Origin of the sequence: Psychrobacillus sp. FSL K6-4615 (assembly GCF_038008225.1) — a bacterium.
Taxonomy (GTDB): domain Bacteria; phylum Bacillota; class Bacilli; order Bacillales_A; family Planococcaceae; genus Psychrobacillus; species Psychrobacillus psychrotolerans.
This window is the reverse complement of sequence record NZ_JBBOYQ010000001.1, coordinates 2,509,828-2,533,475: the sequence shown is the minus strand read 5'-3', so window position 1 is coordinate 2,533,475 and position 23,648 is coordinate 2,509,828. Positions and strand designations below refer to the sequence as shown.

Annotated in this window: 30 protein-coding genes; 16 read left to right on the top strand and 14 right to left on the bottom strand. The window is 36.4% G+C overall.

Annotated features, from left to right (window positions below):
- Positions 1-38 precede the first annotated feature (38 nt).
- Together lipA and MKX53_RS12690 are read left to right on the top strand one after the other, a co-directional pair.
- Positions 39-974 (top strand): lipoyl synthase, encoded by a 936-nt coding sequence (gene lipA, locus MKX53_RS12695; protein WP_093537773.1) that lies wholly within the window; start codon positions 39-41, stop codon positions 972-974.
- 14 nt (positions 975-988) lie between these two features.
- The gene (locus MKX53_RS12690) at positions 989-1,330 is read left to right on the top strand and encodes a YutD family protein (protein WP_340911683.1); all 342 of its coding nucleotides are present in this window, start codon (positions 989-991) and stop codon (positions 1,328-1,330) included.
- A gap of 173 nt (positions 1,331-1,503) precedes the next feature.
- Here the strand turns inward: MKX53_RS12690 and MKX53_RS12685 are convergent, their stop codons facing one another.
- A complete protein-coding gene (locus tag MKX53_RS12685) occupies positions 1,504-1,770 on the bottom strand; it encodes a DUF3055 domain-containing protein (RefSeq protein WP_093537775.1) in 267 nt (88 codons plus the stop codon).
- Between the two features lie 85 nt (positions 1,771-1,855).
- Here MKX53_RS12685 and MKX53_RS12680 point away from each other — a divergent pair, with 85 nt between their 5' ends.
- Positions 1,856-2,317: a DUF86 domain-containing protein gene (locus MKX53_RS12680; protein ID WP_340911681.1), complete on the top strand. Its 462-nt coding sequence runs from the start codon at positions 1,856-1,858 to the stop codon at positions 2,315-2,317.
- Positions 2,304-3,068: a TIGR01457 family HAD-type hydrolase gene (locus MKX53_RS12675; RefSeq protein WP_340911679.1), complete on the top strand. Its 765-nt coding sequence runs from the start codon at positions 2,304-2,306 to the stop codon at positions 3,066-3,068. Before MKX53_RS12680 ends, MKX53_RS12675 begins: the two co-directional genes overlap by 14 nt.
- 26 nt (positions 3,069-3,094) lie before the next feature.
- Here the strand turns inward: MKX53_RS12675 and MKX53_RS12670 are convergent, their stop codons facing one another.
- Positions 3,095-3,331 carry a YuzB family protein gene (locus MKX53_RS12670; protein ID WP_093537778.1) on the bottom strand — a complete coding sequence of 79 codons (237 nt, stop codon included), beginning with the start codon at positions 3,329-3,331 and terminating at the stop codon, positions 3,095-3,097.
- Positions 3,332-3,458: 127 nt separating this feature from the next.
- Between MKX53_RS12670 and MKX53_RS12665 the strand changes: the two genes are divergently transcribed.
- A complete protein-coding gene (locus MKX53_RS12665) occupies positions 3,459-4,526 on the top strand; it encodes an NAD(P)/FAD-dependent oxidoreductase (protein ID WP_093537779.1) in 1,068 nt (355 codons plus the stop codon).
- Between the two features lie 50 nt (positions 4,527-4,576).
- Here MKX53_RS12665 and MKX53_RS12660 read toward each other — a convergent pair whose 3' ends face one another.
- Positions 4,577-4,900 (bottom strand): YuzD family protein, encoded by a 324-nt coding sequence (locus MKX53_RS12660; RefSeq protein WP_340911677.1) that lies wholly within the window; start codon positions 4,898-4,900, stop codon positions 4,577-4,579.
- An 82-nt stretch (positions 4,901-4,982) separates the two neighbouring features.
- Here MKX53_RS12660 and MKX53_RS12655 point away from each other — a divergent pair, with 82 nt between their 5' ends.
- Entirely contained in the window at positions 4,983-5,216 is a 234-nt protein-coding gene (locus tag MKX53_RS12655) for a NifU family protein (RefSeq protein ID WP_090567122.1), read from the top strand.
- A 127-nt stretch (positions 5,217-5,343) separates the two neighbouring features.
- Here the strand turns inward: MKX53_RS12655 and MKX53_RS12650 are convergent, their stop codons facing one another.
- A complete protein-coding gene (locus MKX53_RS12650; RefSeq protein WP_340911675.1) occupies positions 5,344-6,039 on the bottom strand; it encodes a DUF2225 domain-containing protein in 696 nt (231 codons plus the stop codon).
- 145 nt (positions 6,040-6,184) lie between these two features.
- On the opposite strand from MKX53_RS12650, the gene MKX53_RS12645 reads away from it, so the two are divergent.
- From MKX53_RS12645 to MKX53_RS12630, 4 genes are all read left to right on the top strand, one after another.
- The gene (locus tag MKX53_RS12645) at positions 6,185-6,547 is read left to right on the top strand and encodes a HesB/IscA family protein (protein ID WP_093537782.1); all 363 of its coding nucleotides are present in this window, start codon (positions 6,185-6,187) and stop codon (positions 6,545-6,547) included.
- A 274-nt stretch (positions 6,548-6,821) separates the two neighbouring features.
- Positions 6,822-8,033, top strand: a complete 1,212-nt coding sequence (locus MKX53_RS12640) for an NAD(P)/FAD-dependent oxidoreductase (RefSeq protein ID WP_340911673.1) — start codon at positions 6,822-6,824, stop codon at positions 8,031-8,033.
- 185 nt (positions 8,034-8,218) lie between these two features.
- The gene (locus tag MKX53_RS12635) at positions 8,219-8,386 is read left to right on the top strand and encodes a YuiA family protein (protein WP_340911670.1); all 168 of its coding nucleotides are present in this window, start codon (positions 8,219-8,221) and stop codon (positions 8,384-8,386) included.
- Positions 8,387-8,481: 95 nt separating this feature from the next.
- Positions 8,482-8,805, top strand: coding sequence for a YuiB family protein (locus MKX53_RS12630; protein ID WP_093537784.1), 324 nt, complete (start codon positions 8,482-8,484; stop codon positions 8,803-8,805).
- 52 nt (positions 8,806-8,857) lie between these two features.
- On the opposite strand, the gene MKX53_RS12625 is transcribed toward MKX53_RS12630, so the two are convergent.
- Positions 8,858-9,334: a divergent PAP2 family protein gene (locus MKX53_RS12625; RefSeq protein ID WP_093537785.1), complete on the bottom strand. Its 477-nt coding sequence runs from the start codon at positions 9,332-9,334 to the stop codon at positions 8,858-8,860.
- A gap of 123 nt (positions 9,335-9,457) precedes the next feature.
- Here MKX53_RS12625 and MKX53_RS12620 point away from each other — a divergent pair, with 123 nt between their 5' ends.
- On the top strand, positions 9,458-10,960 hold the full coding sequence (locus tag MKX53_RS12620) for a leucyl aminopeptidase (protein ID WP_093537786.1): 1,503 nt from the start codon (positions 9,458-9,460) through the stop codon (positions 10,958-10,960).
- A 66-nt stretch (positions 10,961-11,026) separates the two neighbouring features.
- On the top strand, positions 11,027-11,275 hold the full coding sequence (locus MKX53_RS12615) for a hypothetical protein (RefSeq protein WP_340911669.1): 249 nt from the start codon (positions 11,027-11,029) through the stop codon (positions 11,273-11,275).
- Positions 11,276-11,563: 288 nt separating this feature from the next.
- On the opposite strand, the gene MKX53_RS12610 is transcribed toward MKX53_RS12615, so the two are convergent.
- The 8 genes from MKX53_RS12610 to MKX53_RS12575 form a co-directional block, all read right to left on the bottom strand.
- Positions 11,564-13,033 carry a polysaccharide deacetylase family protein gene (locus MKX53_RS12610; RefSeq protein ID WP_340911667.1) on the bottom strand — a complete coding sequence of 490 codons (1,470 nt, stop codon included), beginning with the start codon at positions 13,031-13,033 and terminating at the stop codon, positions 11,564-11,566.
- Between the two features lie 246 nt (positions 13,034-13,279).
- The gene (gene mnhG / locus MKX53_RS12605) at positions 13,280-13,642 is read right to left on the bottom strand and encodes a monovalent cation/H(+) antiporter subunit G (protein ID WP_093537789.1); all 363 of its coding nucleotides are present in this window, start codon (positions 13,640-13,642) and stop codon (positions 13,280-13,282) included.
- Positions 13,626-13,907, bottom strand: coding sequence for a Na(+)/H(+) antiporter subunit F1 (locus MKX53_RS12600; protein WP_340911664.1), 282 nt, complete (start codon positions 13,905-13,907; stop codon positions 13,626-13,628). Before MKX53_RS12600 ends, mnhG begins: the two co-directional genes overlap by 17 nt.
- On the bottom strand, positions 13,904-14,383 hold the full coding sequence (locus MKX53_RS12595; protein ID WP_093537791.1) for a Na+/H+ antiporter subunit E: 480 nt from the start codon (positions 14,381-14,383) through the stop codon (positions 13,904-13,906). Before MKX53_RS12595 ends, MKX53_RS12600 begins: the two co-directional genes overlap by 4 nt.
- Position 14,384: 1 nt before the next feature.
- Positions 14,385-15,872, bottom strand: a complete 1,488-nt coding sequence (locus MKX53_RS12590; RefSeq protein WP_340911661.1) for a Na+/H+ antiporter subunit D — start codon at positions 15,870-15,872, stop codon at positions 14,385-14,387.
- Positions 15,865-16,206, bottom strand: a complete 342-nt coding sequence (locus MKX53_RS12585) for a Na(+)/H(+) antiporter subunit C (protein ID WP_093537793.1) — start codon at positions 16,204-16,206, stop codon at positions 15,865-15,867. The genes MKX53_RS12590 and MKX53_RS12585 overlap by 8 nt, the downstream gene beginning before the upstream one ends.
- Complete coding sequence (locus MKX53_RS12580) at positions 16,206-16,628, bottom strand: Na(+)/H(+) antiporter subunit B (RefSeq protein WP_093537794.1); 423 nt, start codon at positions 16,626-16,628, stop codon at positions 16,206-16,208. The genes MKX53_RS12585 and MKX53_RS12580 overlap by 1 nt, the downstream gene beginning before the upstream one ends.
- On the bottom strand, positions 16,615-19,047 hold the full coding sequence (locus MKX53_RS12575) for a Na+/H+ antiporter subunit A (RefSeq protein ID WP_340911660.1): 2,433 nt from the start codon (positions 19,045-19,047) through the stop codon (positions 16,615-16,617). Before MKX53_RS12575 ends, MKX53_RS12580 begins: the two co-directional genes overlap by 14 nt.
- A gap of 218 nt (positions 19,048-19,265) precedes the next feature.
- On the opposite strand from MKX53_RS12575, the gene MKX53_RS12570 reads away from it, so the two are divergent.
- From MKX53_RS12570 to MKX53_RS12555, 4 genes are all read left to right on the top strand, one after another.
- Positions 19,266-19,826: a DUF5366 family protein gene (locus MKX53_RS12570; RefSeq protein WP_340911657.1), complete on the top strand. Its 561-nt coding sequence runs from the start codon at positions 19,266-19,268 to the stop codon at positions 19,824-19,826.
- An 86-nt stretch (positions 19,827-19,912) separates the two neighbouring features.
- Positions 19,913-20,299 carry a hypothetical protein gene (locus MKX53_RS12565; protein ID WP_340911655.1) on the top strand — a complete coding sequence of 129 codons (387 nt, stop codon included), beginning with the start codon at positions 19,913-19,915 and terminating at the stop codon, positions 20,297-20,299.
- A 44-nt stretch (positions 20,300-20,343) separates the two neighbouring features.
- Complete coding sequence (locus tag MKX53_RS12560) at positions 20,344-20,784, top strand: hypothetical protein (protein ID WP_340911651.1); 441 nt, start codon at positions 20,344-20,346, stop codon at positions 20,782-20,784.
- Between the two features lie 34 nt (positions 20,785-20,818).
- Positions 20,819-21,373: an ATP-binding protein gene (locus MKX53_RS12555; RefSeq protein ID WP_340911648.1), complete on the top strand. Its 555-nt coding sequence runs from the start codon at positions 20,819-20,821 to the stop codon at positions 21,371-21,373.
- Between the two features lie 292 nt (positions 21,374-21,665).
- Here MKX53_RS12555 and MKX53_RS12550 read toward each other — a convergent pair whose 3' ends face one another.
- A complete protein-coding gene (locus MKX53_RS12550; protein WP_340911645.1) occupies positions 21,666-23,519 on the bottom strand; it encodes a transglycosylase domain-containing protein in 1,854 nt (617 codons plus the stop codon).
- Positions 23,520-23,648 lie beyond the last annotated feature (129 nt).

Here is a 23,648-nt window from a genome sequence, read left to right as displayed (position 1 = left end):
CAGTGTAGTTAGTTTATTTAGAATGGGGTCGGGATGAAATGACATCGTGTAAACCAACGAAAACAGAGTACCAAAGAAAACCAGAATGGCTAAAAATTAAGTTAAATACGAATGATGAATACAAGGGTCTTAAAAAGCTGATGCGTGAAAATAATTTAAATACAGTATGTGAGGAAGCAAAATGTCCAAATATACATGAGTGCTGGGGTTCACGTAGAACAGCTACATTTATGATTTTAGGAGCTATTTGCACACGTGCTTGCCGTTTTTGTGCCGTAAAAACTGGCCTACCTAATGAGTTAGATTTGGCAGAACCAGAAAGAGTTGCAGATTCGGTTGTTGTTATGAATTTAAAACATGCTGTCGTTACAGCAGTTGCTCGAGATGATTTAAAAGACGGTGGTTCTGAAGTTTTTGCTGAAACCATTCGTGCGATTCGACGCAAAAATCCTTTTACATCAATAGAAGTTTTACCTTCTGATATGGGCGGTATTGAACAAAATATCCGTAATATTATGGATGCAAAACCGGATATCCTAAATCACAATATTGAAACGGTTCGTCGACTCACTCCGAGAGTTAGAGCGAGAGCTAAATACGATCGTTCACTCGAATTATTGCGTCGTGCAAAAGAAATGCAACCAAGTATCCCAACGAAATCATCCCTAATGTTAGGTTTAGGGGAAACTCATGAAGAGATTCTGGAAGTAATGGACGACCTTCGTGCGAACAATGTAGATATCATGACGATTGGTCAATACTTGCAACCTTCAAAAAAACATTTACCGGTACTAAAATATTACTCCCCAGCAGAATTTGGAGAATTACGAAAAATTGCGATGAGCAAAGGATTCTCCCATTGTGAAGCTGGTCCACTAGTTAGAAGTAGCTACCATGCAGATGAACAGGTAAACGCTGCGGCTAAGCAAAGACAACTGCAAGGTGAACAACTTCTAGCTACTCCAAATAGTTAATGGATGGTGATTGAATGATAGTTGCAGAAGGCTTTACATATGAAATTATAGAAGATTATCGCGAGGCATTTAAAGAGGAAGCGTTTTTAGATCGTTATAGTGAAATTTTAACTAAATACGATTATATTATGGGTGACTGGGGTTACGGTCAGCTGCGTCTTAAAGGTTTTTTTGAGGATCGTAGTCATAAGGCTACATTTGATACGAAAATAGGAACGATGAAAGATTATTTATATGAATATTGTAATTTTGGATGCGCCTACTTTGTCGTAAAAAAAATAGGGGTTGCTCCAAAAATTGTTCCTGACGAAGCTATAATAGAAGTAAACGAAAACCTAGAGCAAGATCAACTATGATCTGCTCTAGGTTTTTTGCTTTTGCAACCAGATATGGGCTATCCCTCAAAAAATCTCCACACTAGTCTGGTTTAAGGATTAACTATTTGTATAAACTGATATTATTTCTAACTCTACTGCAATAAAAAAGCTAGTCGTGATATGAAATCACAACTAGCTATTTATATATTATATTAACTCAATAATTCTCGAAGATAATCTCGTAATTCTACTGCTTCTTCTTCTGATCTATTAAATACATGTTCGAGATAGCCTGGTTCTTCCACATCATCAGCTCCGATAATGGCAGCTCGTCCATATTGTATATCCATTACAAGTACTTTTCCAAAAAAGCGAGAGCTTTGAGAAATAGCTAAATCATATCTTTGGGATTCTCCTGTAAAGCCAACAAATCTCGTTTTAGTATCCTCTACATCATCGTACAAATAAAATCGCTCCACTATGTGACACTCCTTCCTACCTTAGAATTATGGTACTATAGAATAGGAGTATATATCAACTGAACAACAATTAGGAGGCCTTTCCATGTATTTTGTAGATAGAAAAAAGATTGCTTTAACATTGGCTCATATGAACCAATTGTTGAACCTTATTGAAACAAAACAAGATTGGCAAGTAGATGAATTATCTAACTTAGCGTTTGAGCGAATTGGTCATAATATTATTGAATCTATTATCGACGTAGGCAATTCAATGATCGATGGGTTTATCATGCGTGATCCTGGTGGATACGATGATATTATCGATATTTTAACGGATGAGAAAGTTATTTCTGCTGAGATGGATGGACCATTAAAAGAAGTTATTGAGTTTAGAAAAGTGCTTGTTCGCCAATTTTATGCGGTGGACCACAAAAAATTAGAGGAAGTTCTGAAGAATAATTTACCATTCTTAAAGGCCTTCCCGAAAGCTGTAGAAACTTATTTAGTTAATGAATTAGGGCCAGTTTCTGCCTTTTTACCTGAGGATTCTAATGTTAAATTATAAAGCTTACTTTATCGATTTAGATGGCACTGTCTATAGAGGTAAAACACCAATTCCTGAGGCTGTGAAATTCATTCATTATTTACAAAGCAATGGTAACCAACCATTTTTTGTGACGAATAATTCTTCTATGACTCAACAACAACTACAGGAAAAGCTGGCCATCATGGATATTCAAGTAGATACGGAACATATTATTTCATCGTCTATTGCAGCTGCAAATTATATTAATGAGTTTATGCCAGGTAAAGAAGTATTTATGATTGGTGAACTGGGCTTGGAAGATGCACTTAAATCACGAGATATTTCGATTACAACTGGCATGGCAGATGTTGTCGTACTTGGAATTGATCGTCACATTAATTATGAGAAGCTGGCAACTGCCTGTCTTTCCGTAAGAGCGGGCGCTACATTTCTTTCTACTAATAGTGATCATGCTTTTCCTTCTGAAATTGGATTTTTACCTGGAAATGGAGCCTTTACAAAGTTAGTGGAACATTCTACTGGAGTAGAACCAATCTATATGGGGAAACCTCAACCTTTTATGTTAGAGTTTATACAAAAAAAATATGGATTTAGTAAAGAAGAGATGGTCATGATTGGCGATAATTATCAAACAGACATCTTGACCGGAATTAATATGGGGATTGACACAGTACATGTGAACAGTGGGGTAGATTCTACTGCAGAAGTTAAGCTTCAGGCAGAGCAACCTACCTATTTTTTAGAATCTTTAAGCGAATGGACAAAATAAAAAGACTGTGCTCAAAGTACAGTCTTTTAAAATAGAGGGTTGTCCTCTATAAATTGATATATGTTTGCGACAAGTTCGCTTGGGGTATTTGCTTCTACAACTTCACCATTCACAATAGCAAATAAAGTTTCAGAACAGAGGGAGCAATAACTCAGGCAACCATACTCTAAAACGTCTAAATTGGAGTCTTGTTCTAATATTTCAAATGCTTCTTGGGACCCGTTTGCAAGGTTGCTTATACAAAATTCAACCATAGGATTCACAGCTGTTCACCTCACTACATGGTCATGCTACTCTTTTTTAAAGAAAACGTCAATTAAGAAGTTCTATTGTGAAATGTATCACAATCTATTATAATTTGAGATGACATTAAATTTAAGGGAGAATATTATGCGAAAATTAGTATTGTTAGGTGGGGGATATGGAAATATGCGAATATTACTTCGCTTATTGCCAAATAATATTCCTGATGATGTAGAAATTACTTTAATAGACAGAACACCGTTTCATAGTTTAAAAACAGAATTTTATGCACTAGCTGCTGGAACATCTCCAGATAGCGGTATTAGAGTAGCTTTCCCAGAAAACGAAAAATTAAAGGTAACATACGGAGAAATTTTAGAAATAGATGTAGATAGCAAGCAAGTGTTATTAGCTGATGGACAAGCAGTTTCTTATGATGAATTAGTAATTGGACTAGGTTGTGAGGATAAATACCATAATGTACCTGGTGCAGATGAATTTACTTATAGCATTCAAACGATTGGTAGTTCAAGAGATACGTACAATAAAATTGGTGGTCTACCATCAGGTTCTGTTGTAGGTATTGTTGGAGCGGGACTTAGCGGAATAGAACTTGCGAGTGAACTTCGTGAAAGTCGCCCAGATTTATCGATTAAATTATTTGACCGCAGTCCACGTGTTTTGAGAGATTTTCCAGAACGATTAAGTAATTATGTACAAAAGTGGTTTGATAATAACAATGTAGATGTAGTTAGTAATTCAAATATTACAAAAGTAGAGCCAAACAAATTATACAATCACGAAGAAGTAATTCCTGTAGATGTAGTTGTATGGACTGCAGGTATACAACCAGCAGCACCAGTAAGAGCATTACCTGGTGAAAAAGATAAAACCGGTCGTGTTATATTAACACAGTATCATGACTTACCAAGCTATCCAAATGTATATGTTGTTGGTGATGCAGCATCACTGCCATTAGCACCAAGTGCCCAGTTAGCAGAAGAGCAAGCTGAGCAAATTGTTAAAGTGCTTCAAGCGCGTTGGAAAGATGCACCACTTCCTGAAAAGATGCCAGAAATTAAGCTTAAAGGATTCATGGGCTCTCTTGGGAAAAAACAAGGATTTGCCTATTTAGCGGATATCTCAGTCACTGGACGTATTGCACGTTTGATGAAGTCTGGTCTGCTGTGGATGTATAAACGTCATAATGGGTAATAGAAAAAGCTTCGAAGGCTCCTTAGAGAGCACTTGGAAGCTTTTTTTGATCAATCTGTGTAGCCATATTTCTCAAGGGCAGCATAGATTGGTTTTAATTGGATATACCCTTCTCCAATCATCTCATCATTAATCATTACAAGTGGATAAAAGAATTCATCTTCCGCAATTCGGTAGGCGATGCTCTGTTGTTTTTCATTCTCAATTGGCTTTTCAATATCGATATAGTTGAAAATAACTTTGTGATTTGGAAATTTGCGGTCGATTGCAGCTTGTAACCATTCGTATGTATCCTTAGAAGATGGTGCGTTTACACAACTTGCGCAAACAACATCAGCCCCATAAATTTCTATATTTATAGATTGAAACGTCATAATAATGACCTCCTTGGAATTCTTTATTGGATTTTTTCCTTCCTTCACATTATAATGATTATAGCGAAAGGAGTCGATAGAAATGACTGATACAATGAATGAACAAGTTCAAGAGGTTTTAGATAAATTGCGTCCATTTTTACTTCGAGATGGAGGAGACTGCGAGCTTGTAGACATTGAAGATGGTATTGTAAAACTACGTCTTCTAGGAGCTTGTGGCAGCTGCCCAAGTTCAACGATTACACTTAAAGCTGGTATTGAACGTGCACTTCTAGAAGAAGTTCCGGGAGTAGTAGAAGTAGAACAAGTATTCTAATAATAATTATAAGCAAGCACCTATGTCTGCCTCGACAGGTATGGCACTGGAGTCTTTGCAGAGAATCTCTTGTAGTTAGAGTTCCTGCAAAATAGATTTTATACTTTCTTAAAGTAGAAAAAGGAGCCTAACCTATGGCTTCTTTTTCTTTTTGCGCACGAATTTCCTGCCAACGATCTTTTGCCATTTCAACAATAGTCGGTTCTAGAGAACTATTTTGTTTTTCAATTACTTTAGAAAAGTATCGCGTAGCATATTCAATATCACCGATTTTTCTCGATAATTCCGCTATTAAGTAGAGCATACGGGACTCAGACATTTGTGTACCATTGTAGTCATCGTTTGAATAGGACTCTGCATACCGATTACGTGCCATTTCTAAGAACCGGATTTCCTCTTCTTGTTTGTCTTGTAAACGGTATAACCATGCAGTACGTAACGCTAAACCGGCCATATTTACAAATTTTTCTTTCTTAAGAGTGCCCGATAGAATTCCGAGTTTATAGGTCATAATTCCCTCTTCAATCGACCTTTCATTACTGTATGTTCGAGGTACCCATTTACTGGAAATTTGTTCTTGGATTATTTCTTTCACTCCTGGTGCAAAATACTTTGTGAAGTCATCTGTAAATGAAAATCCACAATGTTCACATACGAATATGTTATATAGCAAAGGATTTATTTCTTTATTTTCATATATTGGTTGAAAATCTGTATGGTGTGATTCAACTTTGATAAATTTGGAGCGGACCTTTGTTGTTTTGAATTTTTGTTTACAATGTAAACATTCAATGTCTTTTTGATAATAGGGTGTAAGTTCCATCTTTAGTCCTCTTTTCACTTGATGTTTTATAGTTCCATTATACCTAACGTGGGTGATGAAAGCTAAGTAAATATTCAAGTGGTTTTCCTTGTCTACATAGTAATAACATTGATATGATATAAATAAGAAAAGGAAGGTGATTCAGATGTCACAAATAGTTATTTTATCTGAAGCGGCAGCTTACCGTGTAAAAGAAATGATGACACATAATGGAGAAGAAGGCTCTGCTCTTCGTGTTTCAGTTAATGGTGGCGGATGCAGCGGTCTTACTTACGGAATGGGATTTGAAAAAGAAAAACAGCAAGAAGATATAGAACTTCATCAGCATGGAATAGATATAGTAGTGTCGACAGAAGATGCTTCTATCCTAACTGGAACAACCATTGACTATAAAGAATCATTAATGGGGGGCGGTTTTACGATAGAAAACCCTAATGCCATTGCTTCTTGTGGTTGTGGAACGTCATTTAGAACAGCTAAAAAAGAAGGAACTCCGGAAAGCTGCTAATAGAGGAAAGAACATTTTCTGTAGAAGGAAATGTTCTTTTTTTGTAGTAGATTTTTCAGCTTTAGCCTAAGGTGCTTTTTTGGAAAGATAGGAGCTCAATCTCAGTATTTTCAGACCTTTACAATTAAATAACAATGTATTGAAATCATGTGAGAAAAGGTCTAATATAGGAAGTAAGAGTTTTTGTCGGAAAATAGACAAAGATGAAGCGTTTAGAAGTTATTTTTGTGTAATAACTTTTCTTAAAAAATATAAAAAGGTGGTTGTGATCTTCGTGAAAAGACCAACAATTCTAGTATTAGGTGCAGGATACGGTGGACTATCTACAGTAGTAAACCTTCAAAAATTAGTAGGTGCAAATGAAGCAGATATTACATTGATCAATAAAAATGATTATCATTATGAATCCACTTGGTTACATGAAGCTTCTGCTGGTACATTACGTCCCGATCAAGTTCGCTATGATGTGAAAAGCGTAATCCAATCTAGTAAAGTTAACTTTGTAAAAGCTACAGTTGATGCTATTGACGTTAATACTAAGAAAGTTACAACGAGTGCTGGTGAGTATACATATGACTACTTAGTTATTGGTTTAGGCTTTGAAGGAGAAACATTTGGTATTCCTGGCTTAGATAAATATGCACTTTCAATTGCTAACGTAAATGCTGCTCGTCAAATTCGTGATCATATCGAATATCAATTTGCTACTTGGTCTACTGAGGAAGTACATGATGATACTCGCTTAACTATCGTAGTAGGTGGAGCAGGATTCTCGGGTATTGAATTTTTAGGTGAACTAGGAAATCGTATTCCAGAACTTTGCAAAGAATATGATGTACCGAAAGAAAAAGTACGTGTAGTTTGTGTAGAGGCTGCTCCAATGGTTTTACCAGGATTCGATCCAGAGCTAGTTGAATATGCAGTAAGACAATTAGAGTCTAAAGGAATTGAATTCTCTATTGGAACTCCAGTAGTTGAAGCAACTCCAGAAGGCGTAAAAATTAAAAAAGGCGAAGAAGAATTCGAATTTATCAAAGCTGGTACTGTTGTATGGGCAGCGGGAGTTCGCGGAAGTCGCTTAATCGAAACATCAGGTATTGAAAATATGCGTGCGCGCGTTAAAGTAGAAAAAGATATGAGAGCTCCTGGTTTCCCTGACGTATTCATCGTCGGTGACTGTGCTTTATTAATTAATGAAGCTATTAATCGCCCATATCCACCAACTGCTCAAATTGCGATGCAACAAGCAGTAACTGTTGCTAAAAATATTGTAGCTCTTATTAATGGTAACCCAACAGAAGAATTTGTACCCAACCTAAAAGGAGCTGTATGTTCTCTTGGAGAGCATGACGCAATTGGGGATGTAATGGGAAGAAAACTGACAGGTACAAAAGCATCAATTATGAAAAAAGTAATCGATAATCGTGCCCTTTACATGATCGGTGGACTTCCACTAGTAGTGAAAAAAGGTAAATTCAGCTTATAATATCCGTTAACTATAGAAGCTCCCACTAAAATTTAGTGGGAGCTTCTTTTTTGATCATCAGTAAATTGAAATAAAAAGTATTTTATTAAGTTTTTACTTGTATTAGAGCTAGTTTTAGCCATATACCAAGTAGAAAACTGCATTTTGTTGCTAATTATATTACTCCTTTACAAATTATTTTGTATGTGATATATTATCTGAATATTAAGAAATATAGAGAGGGGTCGATTACATTGATAAAAAAAGAGACAAAGAATACGCATTGCCCATATTGCAAAGGGGAGGGATATTTCCAACTTCGCTTAGGTGGATCTGAGACTTGTAATTGCTGTAATGGATCTGGAAGAAAGTGAAGAAAGTATGACAAAAAAGTGAAAACAAATATGTTCATTGAATACTAACCTCCGTTAAGGTAAACTATTTACAGATGTTACGGAGGTTATATAATATGGAGTTTATGTTAGTTCAAATGATACTTTCAGTTGTTATATTTTTTGTCATGTTTTTTGGGATCGCTTTCTTATTGAATATGTTACTTCGTATGACATGGTTCATGGCCATTCTTTATCCGATTGTTGTGGTATTAATCATCGATGAAGTTAGATTTTTTGATTACTTTACAAAACCAGGTTCAGCTTTCTCCGCTCTAGGGGAAAAAATTGTTTCTCTTCATGCGGCTGATATTATAATATTAGCTGGCGGACTCGTTGGTACTATTGCAGCAGGCTTTGTCATAAAATTTTTAAGAAAAAATGGATATCAGATGTTTTAATAGAAAAGGATGGCTCCATAATGGAGCCATCCTTTTCTTTGTTTGGTTTTTCCTATAGTAGAAAGTTATAAATGATTACGGAAATTAGTATTCCAGTTATAGCACCCATAAAAACTTCAATTGGTTTATGACCAAGTAACGTTTTAAGCTCTTCTAACTTTTCATCATTTTTTTTATGTGACCATTCTTTGGTTTGTTCAACGAATAGTTGAAAGTCAAGACGCATTTGATTGATCATAATTGCTTGTTGACCTGCTTGAAAACGGACACCCGTTGCATCGAACATAACAATTACTGCAAATACCGTAGCAACTGCAAATAATGTTGAATCGAGTCCTGTTTCAAAAGCTATTGCCGTACATAAAGATGTAACAGCAGCTGAGTGAGAACTAGGCATCCCGCCAGTAGAAGTGAATAGCGACCAATCTAATTTTCTCGTCATTAAAAAGTGAATTGGAATTTTGACAAATTGTGCAAAGAAAATAGAAAAAAGTGCAGCTAGTAGTGGAGTGTTTTGGAGGATTGCCAAAGTAGACACCGCCTTTCATTTTGAACTTATATTATTGATAGTATAACACACTCCTACTAGTCGAAAAATAAGTAAGGTTCCTATATAATAAGATTATATCCGAAAATAGTAGGGGGAAAAATAATGATCATCCATACAAATGAAGTATTGTTTGAAGAAGTACAATCTGAAACTCTTGTAGTGGCAGTTTCAAAGCATGTAGAAAACACACCGAAATGGGATACTTTCTTAAAGAGCTTTGGGGAGCATATTGGAGATTGGGTAAAAAGTGGGGATATCTCCACTGATTTAAAGAAAATCGTTAAAATTCCTGTTTCTAACCATGAATCCGTAAAAAGAGTACTGTTTGTAGGTATAGGTGATCGTAAACAATTAACACAAGAACGACTTCGCGAAGCATTTGGCCTTGTTGGGAAAGAATTACTAGTTAGTAAACCTGAATCACTAGGAATCTGGCTACCTTCATTTACAACGGATGCTATAACTGTAGCAGATGTAGCTTATTTAGCAGCTGAAGGTATTGGCATGGGTTCATTTACATATGAAGGGTATAAAACATCTTCTAATGTTCCGGACTACTATCTGCCATCTATTGAACTTTTGATGGACGAAGAGGATGAAGAGATCGTCTCGTATTTTGAAGTGGGAACTATTTATGCAGATGCGGTAAATGAAGCAAGAATTCTTGTGAACACGCCTGGTAATGTGCTGACTTCTACTCAGTTGGGTGAATATGCAAGAGAATTGGGCGAAACATACGGATTCGAAACTGAAATACTGGGCAAGAAAGAAATTGAGGAGCTTGGAATGGGCGCACTTCTTGCTGTAAACCAGGGATCAGTTGAAGAACCAAGACTTATCGCATTAAAATATCAAGCAACAGACGACTGGACAGATGTTGTAGGGTTAGTAGGGAAAGGTATCACTTTTGATACAGGTGGATACTCGATTAAAACGAAAACTGGCATCGTTGGGATGAAAGGAGATATGGGAGGAGCTGCGGCCGTTTTAGGTGCAATGCAAATCATTGGTGAGCTTCGTCCAAACAAAAATGTTATTGCTATTATTGCTTCTACAGACAATATGATTTCAGGCAATGCCTTCAAACCAGATGATGTTATTACATCCATGAGTGGTAAAACGATTGAAATTTTAAATACAGATGCAGAAGGTCGTTTAGTTCTAGCAGATGCTGTTACATATGCTAAGCAACAAGGTGCGAACTATATTGTAGATGTTGCGACATTAACTGGTGGCGTTATAACAGCATTAGGATACGATAAAACCGGTGCATTAACGAACAATGAAGAGTTCTTCGAGACATTCATGGAATCTTCATTAGAAACAGGAGAATTCGTTTGGAGACTACCTCTAACTGAAAACGATAAAAAACGTATTCGTAAAAGTGATGTAGCAGATCTAAATAATTCACCTGGTGGAGATGGCCATATGATATTCGGTGGTGGATTTGTTGGGGAATTTGTGGAGGAAACTCCGTGGATTCATTTGGATATTGCGGGTACATCTGATACAAAATCAGCTCATGACTTTGGACCAAAAGGTGGTACAGGGGTAATGGTACGTACACTAGCAACATTAGTAGAAAGAATGGCAGAAGAAGAGTAGGGCGTAGGGCAAACACACAGCCTCGCTTTCCCTAGTGGCATACACTGAGGGGAAAGGAGGAGTAACATGGTAAGATTGCGCGGAGGTTATAGAGGACCCGGCTATGGTGGTTACAGAGGTCCAGGATTTGGAGGCATAGGAGGCATAGGAGGCTTCGGAGGCTTTGGGGGCCCGTTTGTAGGGGGCTTACTCGGAAGTTTTGTAGGTTCTGCATTATATGGAGGTGTTGGTGGATATAGGCAACCATATCCATATTATCCTTATCCTAATTACTATCCATATTCACCATATCCTTTTTATGGTGGTTATTACTAATAAAATTAATACTGGTAAAAAAGCTTCTGTATCCTCGGTTAATCCTTGGGTACAGAAGCTTTATTTTATTTATAGTGTAGATTGAGCTTAAGTAAAAATAAGAGATCTAGAATCGATTATTTCTCCCAATGAAGGGGGGATATGTCGAATGGGACCGAAAAAGGAGAGGAGAGAGGTTCGTTTGAATTTATTCATGACCTAGTCCTATTTAAAAAGCAAATTGGTAGAAAATCTACCAATTTGCTTTTTAAAAATCGAGTATTAATTTTCCGGTAATCATTCTATCAATCATTCAAGTTCCGATACAGTTACAAATGTATATCCTTCGCTGATCAAATATACAAGTACATCTTCTAGTCCTTGAGCAGTGGATAAATGTATATCATGCATTAAAATGGTGCTTCCATCATGAACACTGCTCTTCACAGATACTAATAGCTGAGAGGCATCACGGTGTTTCCAATCAAGTGTATCCACGTCCCATAATACAACCGGTAAGTTCAAAATGTTCACCAAATCATCATTGAAAGCACCGTAGGGAGGACGAAAAACGGTTGGTTCCTGTCCAGTGGATTGTTCGATGATGTTATTTGTTTTGGACACCTCTTCCAAGATTGCATCTGTGGTCATATTAGTCAATTTTGCATGAGTCCATGTGTGATTGCCAAGCTCATGTCCGGCTTTCAACACATCGCTTGCAATCTCCGGGTAGAATTCTACTCTGCTCCCAAGCATAAAGAATGTCGCTTTTGCATCATATTTTGCTAAAGTTGTAAGAATACTAGGTGTAACTTTTGGATCTGGTCCATCATCAAAAGTTAAAGCAACTCGCTTCGTTTTAGTATCATCAATTTGTTGGTCAACTTGAGTTGAAGTCTCATCTTTACTGTTTTTTTCCACTTGAACATCCACAGAACTATCTTCTACAGGAGGTTTCGGCAATCTATCCACTGAATTATCAAGCTTATAAGGTGCAAGTAGTTGTTCGTTTAACTCGGAAAGGGGGACAGCGATAATCGGTGCACCTGCAACCCCGCTAGCAATCTCATACTCATCAAAATAGATAACAAGTGTATCGTCTATTATTGCAAACTGTTCAAAGTTACCCCACCTAGGTTCGGTAGCTAGCAACATTTCCTCTTCTTGCACCTGATCTTTCAAGCTGGGGTCTTTCTTAATATTATCTCGTACAAGTGATGAAAGCTTTACCAGATTAGATTCATCATCTCCAAATAGATCATTTATCCCTATAATTTTTTCTGATTTGGGGTGAAAATTAACCGTATTAAATTCTGTATATCCATTTGCTCCTCCAGTATACATTCCGGTAATCATAACAAATGAAAAAGAGCCTGAGGTATGTGGAAATATTTCAAATGCGATGTTCAATTCACCAGGGATCTTACTACCGATCCGTTTATTTTCTTGCATGGTGCTTAAATAAGTGTCCAGTTGTTCATCTATGTATTTTTTAATATGTACATTGAATGCTTCTACTTTGCTGTTTGGGTATTGTATTGAATAAGGCGAATACTCGTCATTTGACACCTCCGTTTTAATAAGTATTCCAGGAAAAGCTGATTCTTTAGTAGAATCTTCTTTTGTTATTTTTGTATTTTTTCCATTGCTGCTAGTTTGGTTTGCATTACCCTTTGTTGAGGAACTGAGTAGGATAAAGCTCATGCTCAGAAGTGCAATTAAACCAATACAAGCAACCTCAATCCAAGGACCTCGTTTTTTGTTAGTGGGTTTGTTCATAAGATGGTATTCTCCTTTATTAATTGTAATTCAACTTCACATTCATAAATAAATATACTACTATTTAGACGGTTAATAAGATAAAAAGTTTACTAAAATAATAGTTTCTAGGGAATTTATATTCATTACGATAAATATTACTAATCTAGCTACGAGAGAGCCCGAATTCAATCTATAAATTCATCAAAAAAAGCATGTTTTGAATTTTTTCAAAACATGCTCGTTAGATTTAATATTAAACAGCTCTTATTGAAGCTTTTCTCTTTTCTTTTTAATCACGTCAGCTAAATCATCTCTGACTGTTTGATCGGAAAGTTTTACACCTGATAGATAAGCTGCGCGACCCATCATATGACCTCCTACTGGCCCGGTGATGAAGAGAAAGGCAATCCCTAATAATATTCTAGAATTGAAATGTCCTTCGATTAGCCAAAAATGAAGGAAGACCCCTAGCAGAATACTCATAACCCCTAAAGTGGCACTTTTTGACGCGGCATGAGCTCTGGAGAATGCATCGGGTAGACGTATTAAACCAATTGCAGTTACTAAGATGAAAATGGTTCCAAAGGAAATTGTAGCAATGATAAGTATATTAGCTATTACGGTCACGTTGAATGATTTCTCCCTTCTCCGTGAATTTAGAAAATGCCACTGTTCCTATAAAGGATAGAACAGCTAGTAATAATATAACTTCTAAGAAAAAGACAGTATCAAAGAGTATGGATATAAGCCCGATCAGCGTTATAAGTCCTACTCCTATTGCATCTAACGCAATAACACGGTCAGGTGTAGACGGACCTTTTACTAGACGATAAACAAAGGCTAGGATGGAGAAACTGATTAACACTACTATTACCCAGAGAAAGGTTATCATGATCTGCTCACCTCCAAAATGGCTTTTTCAAACGTATTTCGAATTGAATCTATAGCTTCATCAATATCTTCAAAGTCTAGCGAGTGGATGTATAGTGTTTTATTGTCGTCTGAAATGTCGATAACTACGGTGCCTGGTGTTAATGTGATCAAACTAGACAAAAGGGTAATCTCCCAATCCTGTTCGAGTACTGTCGGCATTGCAAAGATCGCCGGACGAATAGGCATTGTTGGTTGGATGATTAACTTTAAAACAGAGAAATTGGACATGACAAGTTCCTTTAGGAAAAGGCTAGTTAACTTCACAACAGCCCACAGACGATCCATATAAAATCGAGAGCTAAAGGATTTACGTAGCATGAACAGCATTAGTAAACCAATTAAATAACCGACTATAAATGTCGTAGGCTTAAATGACACGGATAGGAACATCCAAGTAAGTGCTATTAATACATTCAATAAAATTTGAAAAGCCATATTATTTCACCCCTTCAAATACAGCGTCAATATATAGAGAAGGTTCAAGGAGCACATTTGTGGCATCTCCCATAAATGGTACCAAGTATTCTGCACCAACACCATATAGAACTGTAATAGTAGCTAATGTTATAGCAGGAGCTAATAAATGACGGTACTTTTTATCACTAATAAGATGTTCTCCTTTTTCTTCCCCCCAGAATGCGTAAATGAAAATACGAATAACTGAAAGTAGAACTATAAGACTGGAAGCTAGTATGAAAATACTTTGCCATAATAGATCTCCTTCAAAACCACCTTGTACGATTAAAAGTTTCCCTATAAAACCACTGAGAGGGGGGATACCAGCCAGTCCGAATGCAACAACTAAGTAAACCCAGCCTAACATCGGGTAACGCTTCATAAGTCCTCCCATTTTCCGTAAATCTGACGTTCCAGTTATCTTAATAATAATTCCTATTAATAAGAACAGAGCGCCTTTTATGAGAATATCATGGATCAAATAAAACACAGATCCCATCATTCCACTTTCATTCATCACGGAGGCTCCAAACAATATAACACCTACTGCTATTACGATATTGTATATAATAATTTGTTTGACATCGAAATAGGCTAATGCCCCAATGCAACCTACAACAATAGTAAGGATGGACAGTATCATTAACAAAGTATGTGTATACCCAACATCGGTGGTGAAAAACAGAGTATAAGTTCGCATAATTGCGTATACTCCTACTTTTGTGAGCAATGCACCAAACAGTGCAATCACTGGGATAGGTGGCGCTGCATATGATCCTGGTAGCCAGAAAAATAATGGGAATATACCACCTTTAATCCCAAATACGATGAGGAACAATACAGCTATCACTGTCACAATTCCTGATGGACCTATTTCTGCAAGCTTCACAGAGATGTCTGCCATATTCAGTGTGCCGACTACGGAATACAAATAACCTACAGTAATAACAAACAATGAGGAAGATACAATATTTACGATTATGTATTTGATAGATTCTTTTAATTGAACCTTTTCTCCTCCTAATACAATTAGAACATATGAGGACATTAACAACACTTCAAAGAATACAAACATATTGAAAATATCGCCTGTAGTAAATGCACCGTTTACACCTGTGAGCATGAATAGTATGGCAGGGTAGTAGAAAGCCTTTTCTCGTGCCTCTCCTATAGAGCTAAAGCTATACCACACTACAAAGAACGCAATAAGTAGAGAAGATGTAACCAACATTGCAGAGAACATATCCGAGACCATTGTAATTCCAAATGGTGGTGCCCAACTGCCTAAAGTAAGTGCTTGTACACCATCTACTTTTACTTTGTAAAGTAAGACAAAGGAAGAAGCTAAAGCAAATAGCAAACCAATCATCGTTACAATTCGTTGCGCTTTCACTTTTTTCGGGAATAGTAATAGAACAGCAGCAAACAGGAAAGGAATTAGGACAGGAAATAATAATAAGTTAATCATTGTCTTCATTTCCTTTCATCAAATCCATATTGTCGGTACCAACAACTTTATATGCACGATAAGCTAAAACGAGAGAAAATGCAGTCACTCCAAAGCTAATCACAATCGCGGTTAAGATAAGTGCCTGTGGCAAAGGATCGGCATAATCAGTGATGCCATCTGCTAATACTGGAGCAGATTTCCCTCCTAATCCACCCATAGTCAGCAACAGTAAATGAGTTCCGTGACTTAGTAAACCTGTGCCAATTATTATACGTAACAAGCTTCTAGAAAGTATTAAATAGACGGCAGCCATAAATAGAAAGCCGATTAAAATGGACATGAGGATTTCCATTATTCATCTCCTCCTATCATTTGAATGATGTTCATCGTAACGCCTACCACTACTAAGTATACGCCTGTATCAAAAAACATAGCTGTATGAATAGAGGTTTCACCAAGTAATGGTAAGTTAAAGTAATCATAGACATGAGTGAAGAAAGGAACATTAAAGAAAATGGATCCTGCTGCAGTAAATAGGGCTATTAATAATCCTATAGCAGTAATTAAGGTGTAATTAATCGGTAGCATGTCTTGTACAGTTTTCAAATCAAAGGCTAACATCAGTAAAACGATTCCACTAGACATGACTAATCCGCCTACAAATCCTCCCCCAGGTGTATAGTGACCTGCAAAAAAGATATGAATGGAAAATAGAAAGATGATGAAAAATACTAATTTCGTAGTAGTCTGGATTATTAAATCATTTGTTTTCAACTTTTCTATCTCCTTTCTTTTTTGCTAGGCGAACAGTAATCATTCCTATAATTCCAAGTGAAGCAATAGTAAGTACACTAATTTCAAATAATGTATCAAAGCCACGATAATCGACTAAAATAACGTTTACGATATTACCTCCACCTGCTTCCGAGTAAACAGTTTCCTTATAATACTCAGAGATGGAGACAACAAGCTTTTGAGAGTGTGAAGCTATAGCAATCAACGTCACCATGACTCCAACACCTAAAGCAATTAGAAAGTTATTCAATCGGAAACGACGATCTTCTTTCCCTTTTTCATACTTGTTCAATTTCGGAAGATGATAGAAGGCACCTAAGAAAAGTGCAACCGATACAGTTTCAATGACTAACTGTGTTAATGCTAAATCTGGAGCTTTAAAAATGATATAAAATAACGCTACAGTATATCCAACAGCACCAAGAGCAATGATAGCAGTGAGTCTAGATTTGGTAACTAAAATAGTGATTGTACTGATGATTAACACAACTGAAATTAATACCTCAAAAAATTGAATTGGAGCTAGATTAGTGAGGTCCATAACAAATGCATCTTTTATCCACATTGTAAAAGCTAACAGAATTATCAATGCTGCAAACATGTAGATTAAATAGGATCGAATAGATCCAGTCATATAACTAGAAGATAATCGGTTTGCACCTTTGTCTGAGAGATTCATCAGGCCATCATAAAATCTATTCAGTGAAATCTTAGCAGGCATATTTTCGTATAGTGGAACCCATTTAGCAATTGTTTTATATAAGAGGAACCCTATTAAAAAGATGCCTAATGTCATATACAATGCTGTAGATTCAAAACCATGCCATGCTTTAATCTTAAATCCAACATCTGCTGGTACTTGATATGCAAGCGGCTGAATGGCAGCTACTGCAGGTTTTATAAACGTATTACCAAAAAAGTTGGGAACAAAGAATATTACTATTACAAGTATTGCTAAAATTGCAGGAGACACTAGCATTCCTAGAGGAGCTTCATGTGCTTTTTTCGGTAATAGTTCAGGTTTATATTTCCCACGGAATGTATGGAAAACGAAATACAAACTGTACACAAAGGTGAAAACACTAGCAACCCAAGCAATTACTGGAAACAAAATCCACCAGGAATCTAAAGAGTGTACATTAAATTGCTGCAAGGAAAGCGTAGCATCTAAAAACATTTCTTTACTTAAGAAACCATTAAATAATGGAATACCAGCCATGGAGAAACTACCGATCATAGCGATGGTAAAACTAATAGGCATCAAGCTCATTAGGCCGCCAAGTTTACGAATATCTCGTGTACCTGTCTCATGATCAACAATACCTGCAATCATGAACAAGCTACCTTTAAATGTAGCATGATTCATTAAGTGGAATATTGCTGCAAAAGAAGCGAATGTAAAGGTGGTTACTAAGTCTTCTGTAACATGATAGGAGATTGACCCAATTCCAAGTAAGGACATGATCAGTCCGAGTTGGCTCACGGTAGAGAAAGCAAGTATAGCCTTTAAATCTGTTTGTTTCACAGCAAAGATAGAACCCCAGAATAATGTTAACAATCCTACTCCAGTCACAAGCCAAACCCAAACTTCAGATAAAGCGAATATTGGAGTGAACCTGGCAACTAAATATAAGCCTGCTTTAACCATTGTAGCTGAATGTAAGTAGGCACTTACAGGAGTTGGGGCTTCCATCGCATCCGGTAACCATATGTAAAAAGGAAACTGAGCTGACTTTGTAAAAGCTCCAATTAGTACTAGGACAAGTGCCCAAACAAATAAATCATGATTGACGAGTGTAGAAGCTTGGTCGATTAGTTCACGAATAGAGAACGTGTTTCCCATAATACCTAGTATGATGAAGCCTCCAAGCATCATCAACCCACCGAATACAGTAATCATCATCGATTTTAGAGCGCCAAAGCGAGAGCGATCCTTTGTATACCAATATCCAATAAGTAAGAAAGACGAAATAGAGGTTAACTCCCAGAAAAAATATAAACTAATGAGATGATCCGATTGGACAACGCCTAACATTGCACTCATGAATAGCAATAGATAAACGTAGAAGTTTCCAAGTTTCTCTTTTTCCTTATCCAAGTAAAAAATAGAATAGAGAACGACTAACATACCGATTCCAGTAATTAGTAAAGAAAATAGTAAACTTAACCCGTCCAGATATGAAACTAAGGAAATATCCAAGGATGGAATCCATGCAAACTCCTCCATGTAAGTATTACCGGCCATGATGTCAGGGATATAGGTACCATAAAAGGCAACCAATCCAAGTGGAACAAGTAGTACAAACCAGCCGGTATGAATATTAGAAACTTTCTTGAACAGAAAAGGAATCACGAAGGCCACTATTATAGGTAAGAAAATAGCAAAAATAAGGGACAAGGGGAATCCTCCTTTCAGATAAGTATGTATTTATATGCACCTCAAATTATAACGTAAAAAATTATTATTTGCATGGACTATTGCGTATAGTCTATTTCATTCGATATGATAATTAGGATTAGTTAAATAAGTAGTACTACGTTTTGGAAATGTCATAAAGTATTCACTTGTTTCAATAATCGACACAAAAATAGCATTTATCAATTAAAGGAGTACTTATGAAAAACCCTTATCTGTTTGGCTTTTTACCATTAATTACAATAGTATTATTCAGTTTGTCCTTTGCAACATTCTCGATGAATAAAGTTATAGACCTTTTTAAGGTGATCGGGGTGTATAGCGGGATGAGAGAATTTCTTTCTGATATAGAACTAAAACTTTTTTTACTGATTATTTTGGCATTAATCTATTTTATGGTTTTTTCGGCATTAAAACTTATTGCTGAAACCATTCATGAAATAGGTATGTTATTTTTCTCGAAGGACTATGAAGGAAAAACAATGGCGCAGGCCCGTGGTGGATTTGTAATCTTTTTTATAGGGGCAATAATTTCTCTAGTAGGATTTCAATCGATTCAGTTTCTACTAATTATATTCTTGTTAACTACTTTTATATATTTTGTGTATGTTGTATATAAATTGAGTGGTTCAATGAGTCTTATCGGTACACTTGGTTTAGTCATGTTTGAAATTATTATCTGGAGTCTTTTCATGGCTCTGGTCATATATATAATTATCAAACTATACAATGGGATAATTGCCAGCCTACCGTTTCTTTAGGATTTACTAGATATACTATAGAACGGACATTTATCAGAGTAAGCAGTATAAGGCTAAAATGAATTATGACTTAGCGGGGTAGAGAAATGGAAAATATAGACAAAATCATAAGCGCTCTAACGAACAAACACATCATTGAAGAACAGAATATAGAATGGAAAGAGATAAAAAGTGGCACAACAGATGGAACTATATATAGATTATCTTCTGAAAAGAAGCCGTTATATGTATTAAAAAAAGATGAACCTAAAGTTGTTGCCGCGACTAATGGATTTCTTGAAACTTATAAAAATATTAAGTTATTGCCAAATGTACTTTACACGGATGAATTTAATGAGTTTATTGTTTACTCGTATATTTCAGGAGACACTCATATAAATCGCGGATCTAAATTTGAATGGATGAAGATTATAGTTGGAGAATTGATAAATCATTATAAAAAGCAGAGGAGAATTTTAGCCGTGGGAGAGTAACAGGTATAAATAGAAGCTTATGGGCTGACTTTAATCTGGAAAGCTTGGAATATGCTAAAGCTAATATCGGGGATTTATTTTCGAACGAAGAACACAGGAGAGTTAGACTTTTAGTAAATAAACTAAATACTTATGAATACCAACAAGAGAAATATTATCTTCACGGAGATGCAGGTGTGCATAATTTCGTATTTAAGAGCCACAAATTAAATGGAATTATCGACCCATCACCATTAATTGGTCCTAAGATTTATGATTTTACATATGCATTTTGTTCCTCTCCTGACGATTTAAATCTAGAAACCTTATATTCTTCGTTTTCGTTGTTGCATCAAGAACAGCGCATTACTAAGGTGGAACTTTTGGAAGAGGTTCTATTTCAGTTGTATACACGTATTGGTATTTGTAAAAAAGTGCATCCTCAAGATTTGGTTGCCTACCTTGAAGTATGGAAGGAATGGCGAGTATACCTTCCTTCTTTCTAATTCTATTTCTAAAATATGACAACGGAGTTGTCTAATGAAAAGGTTAGTAATTATGACAGTTGGAAAAACGCATAGTGGCAAAACTACATTTGCCAAAGCTTTAGAAAAAGAGCTTCTCAACTCAGTTGTGATAGATCAAGATAATCATGCGGAGTTTCTTTATGAGCATTACCAATCCTTATTGCCCAAGCAGGGTAGTAATACGATAAAATATGCAATTACACAAGCTATTGTTCATCATGCTGTTCATGAGACAAATTATCATATGATTCTTTGTAACTCAAATCGCAATCGGAATGGTCGTTTGAAACTAATCAATTATTATCAAAACAAAGGGTTTACTTGTATCCTCGTAAAATTTGAAATCCCTGATCATGTTTTAAAAGAGAGAATTACAAAAAGTGAGCGTAGTACATCGATTTTAAGAGTGGCTGCTACTTTTGATGAAGTATTTCTTCGCCAACAGGCAGAAACAAAAGAAGGCGATATACTAGCTCCTGCTGGAGATGAAGCCGAGCATTTATTTGTTATTAAAAAGCAAGAGGATGTTGAGTCCATCATTCGAAAAATCGTAGATACTGCTTTTTGAGGTATGTAGAGATTAGAAAAAATTATTATATAAAGAAGCAAAATAGCGAACGAAATTTCATCTTCGAGAACTTGCTTACTGAATAGGAAGCTATCCTTTCTCTAGTAATCCATGCTAACGTGTCTCCGAGTGGTACAAAGAAGACGGACACAACTATAAGACGAGAAAAAGGGATGCTGGTAGGTTGTGAAGGACGTCACAACAAACTAGCATCCCTTAAATATGACTCGGTAATAATCAATTAGCATAGTAACTATTCAGAGCCGTTCGAAAACGATAGAAACAGACTTTCTCAATTCATTATTTGATTAAAAATTTTATGGTGAATTTTTTTCGATTCTATCGATTTCATATTTTTCGGCATATCATAACCAATCCACACTGCAGCTGTATAAGTATCTGTAAGCCCTGTAATCCAGTAATCATAAAAATCATTGGTTGTTCCTGTTTTAGCCCCAATATAAGAGGACTGCACACTTATGCCTTTGCCGGTCCCATTAGCGACCACGTCTGCTAGTAAATCTCTCATTGTATGCACAGTTGTAGGAGACCAGACTTCGATCTTTTCTTCTTGCCATTCATATAGAGAATCGCCATTCTTGTTCGTTACTTTTTGAATAGCGTGAGCCGGTTTATACATTCCATTGATAAAGCCTGTGTAAGCATCAGCCATCTCCAGGACTGTAACCCCATTCGTTAACCCCCCTAGAGCAGCAGGGTAGGTATGATCTCCCGGAACTAAGTGATTAAATTGAAATTGCTCTAATTTCGCAAATGCCTCTTCAATCCCTACAGTTTGTAATAGACGCACAGCGGGTGTATTGTGACTAAATCGAAATGCTTGTTTTAGCGATACATTGCCGTATATGGCCCCACCATAATTTTGCGGACAATAACTCATAATACATAGTTTCCCCCCACTAATCTCATTGTTTGGAGTTAATGAAGTCGTTTCAAAAACGGGACCATATACGAGTAAAGGTTTTAAAGCTGAACCGGGTTGTCGCACTGCTTGATTGGCCCGGTTAAAATCAAACTTTTTATAATCTTTGCCGCCGAACATACTGACTATTTCTCTTGTCTCATTATTAATAACGATAGAAGCAGCTTGTAAATCATTTGTTCTGTCTAGGAGATTATCGATATATGTTACATCTTCTTTTTGCTTATGAGGATCTAATGCGGTATGCACGATTAGTCCTTGCGAGATTACTTCGTTAACCCGAGTTTGTAATTCGTTTTTTAGAAACACCGCCTGCTGCTCGTTGGAGGCAGAATCAATTTTCTGTTGAAACCCCTCGTTACTACTGATCAGGGACTTTAGCTCGTCTAACACATAGGTGCTATAAACTGGATACAATTGTTTTTTTGTCTTAGTCTGAAGAACAATAGGCTCGTTTTTTAAGCTATTTCCTTGCTCTGAAGAAATTTTGTTGTTTTTCACTAATACCTCTATCAACAACTCTTGTCGTTTTTTTGTAGCTTCGAAGTTTTCTAAAGGATTATATAGAGACGGGTTGTTAGGTATAGCGGTTATGAATACTTGTTGTGCTTCTGTTAATTCATTTAACGGTTTACCAAAGTAGTAGGTTGCAGCTGCCCCAATTCCATACACTTGGTTACTAAAGTATATTTCGTTTAGGTAATTCTCAAGTATCTCATCTTTTTCTGTTTGTTTTTCCATCTCATAGGCATAGACGAGTTCCGTAACTTTTCGTTCATACGTTTTTTCTGTAGATAAGTAACGTAGCCTCACTAATTGCTGAGTAATCGTACTTGCCCCCTGGTCGCTGGAATTTGCGGCAGCATTGGCAAAAACTGCACGGAAAATCGCACTGAAATTAAAGCCAATATGATTATAAAACTCTGCATCCTCACTTTGTATAAGCACCTCTTGTACGAAGAGAGGAATAGATTCTAATGGCAGGGGATCTCGCCACTCAACATAATCTTCCGAGAAAATTTCCTTATCTTTATCCAACAGTACTATAGGAGATGTAATAACGGGTGTATTCAGTGGAATTGCCTCTTTTAAACTTTCTTTAAACTCTGATGCAGTTAAAATTTCGCTATGGATAAACGAGTATAAAATCCAAATGAGAGGAAAGCAAAGAAGAACAATAATATATCCAAATGCTTGTCGCATAAACTTGCACTCCAATTCTAATAATCTAATAACTAAAGCGCAAATACCCATGTCTCCCATGGAAAGAGCTAAGGTATGTCAATTTAAATTTACGACATCGTGGTTCTTCTGCGAGAAGGGCATCGCAAA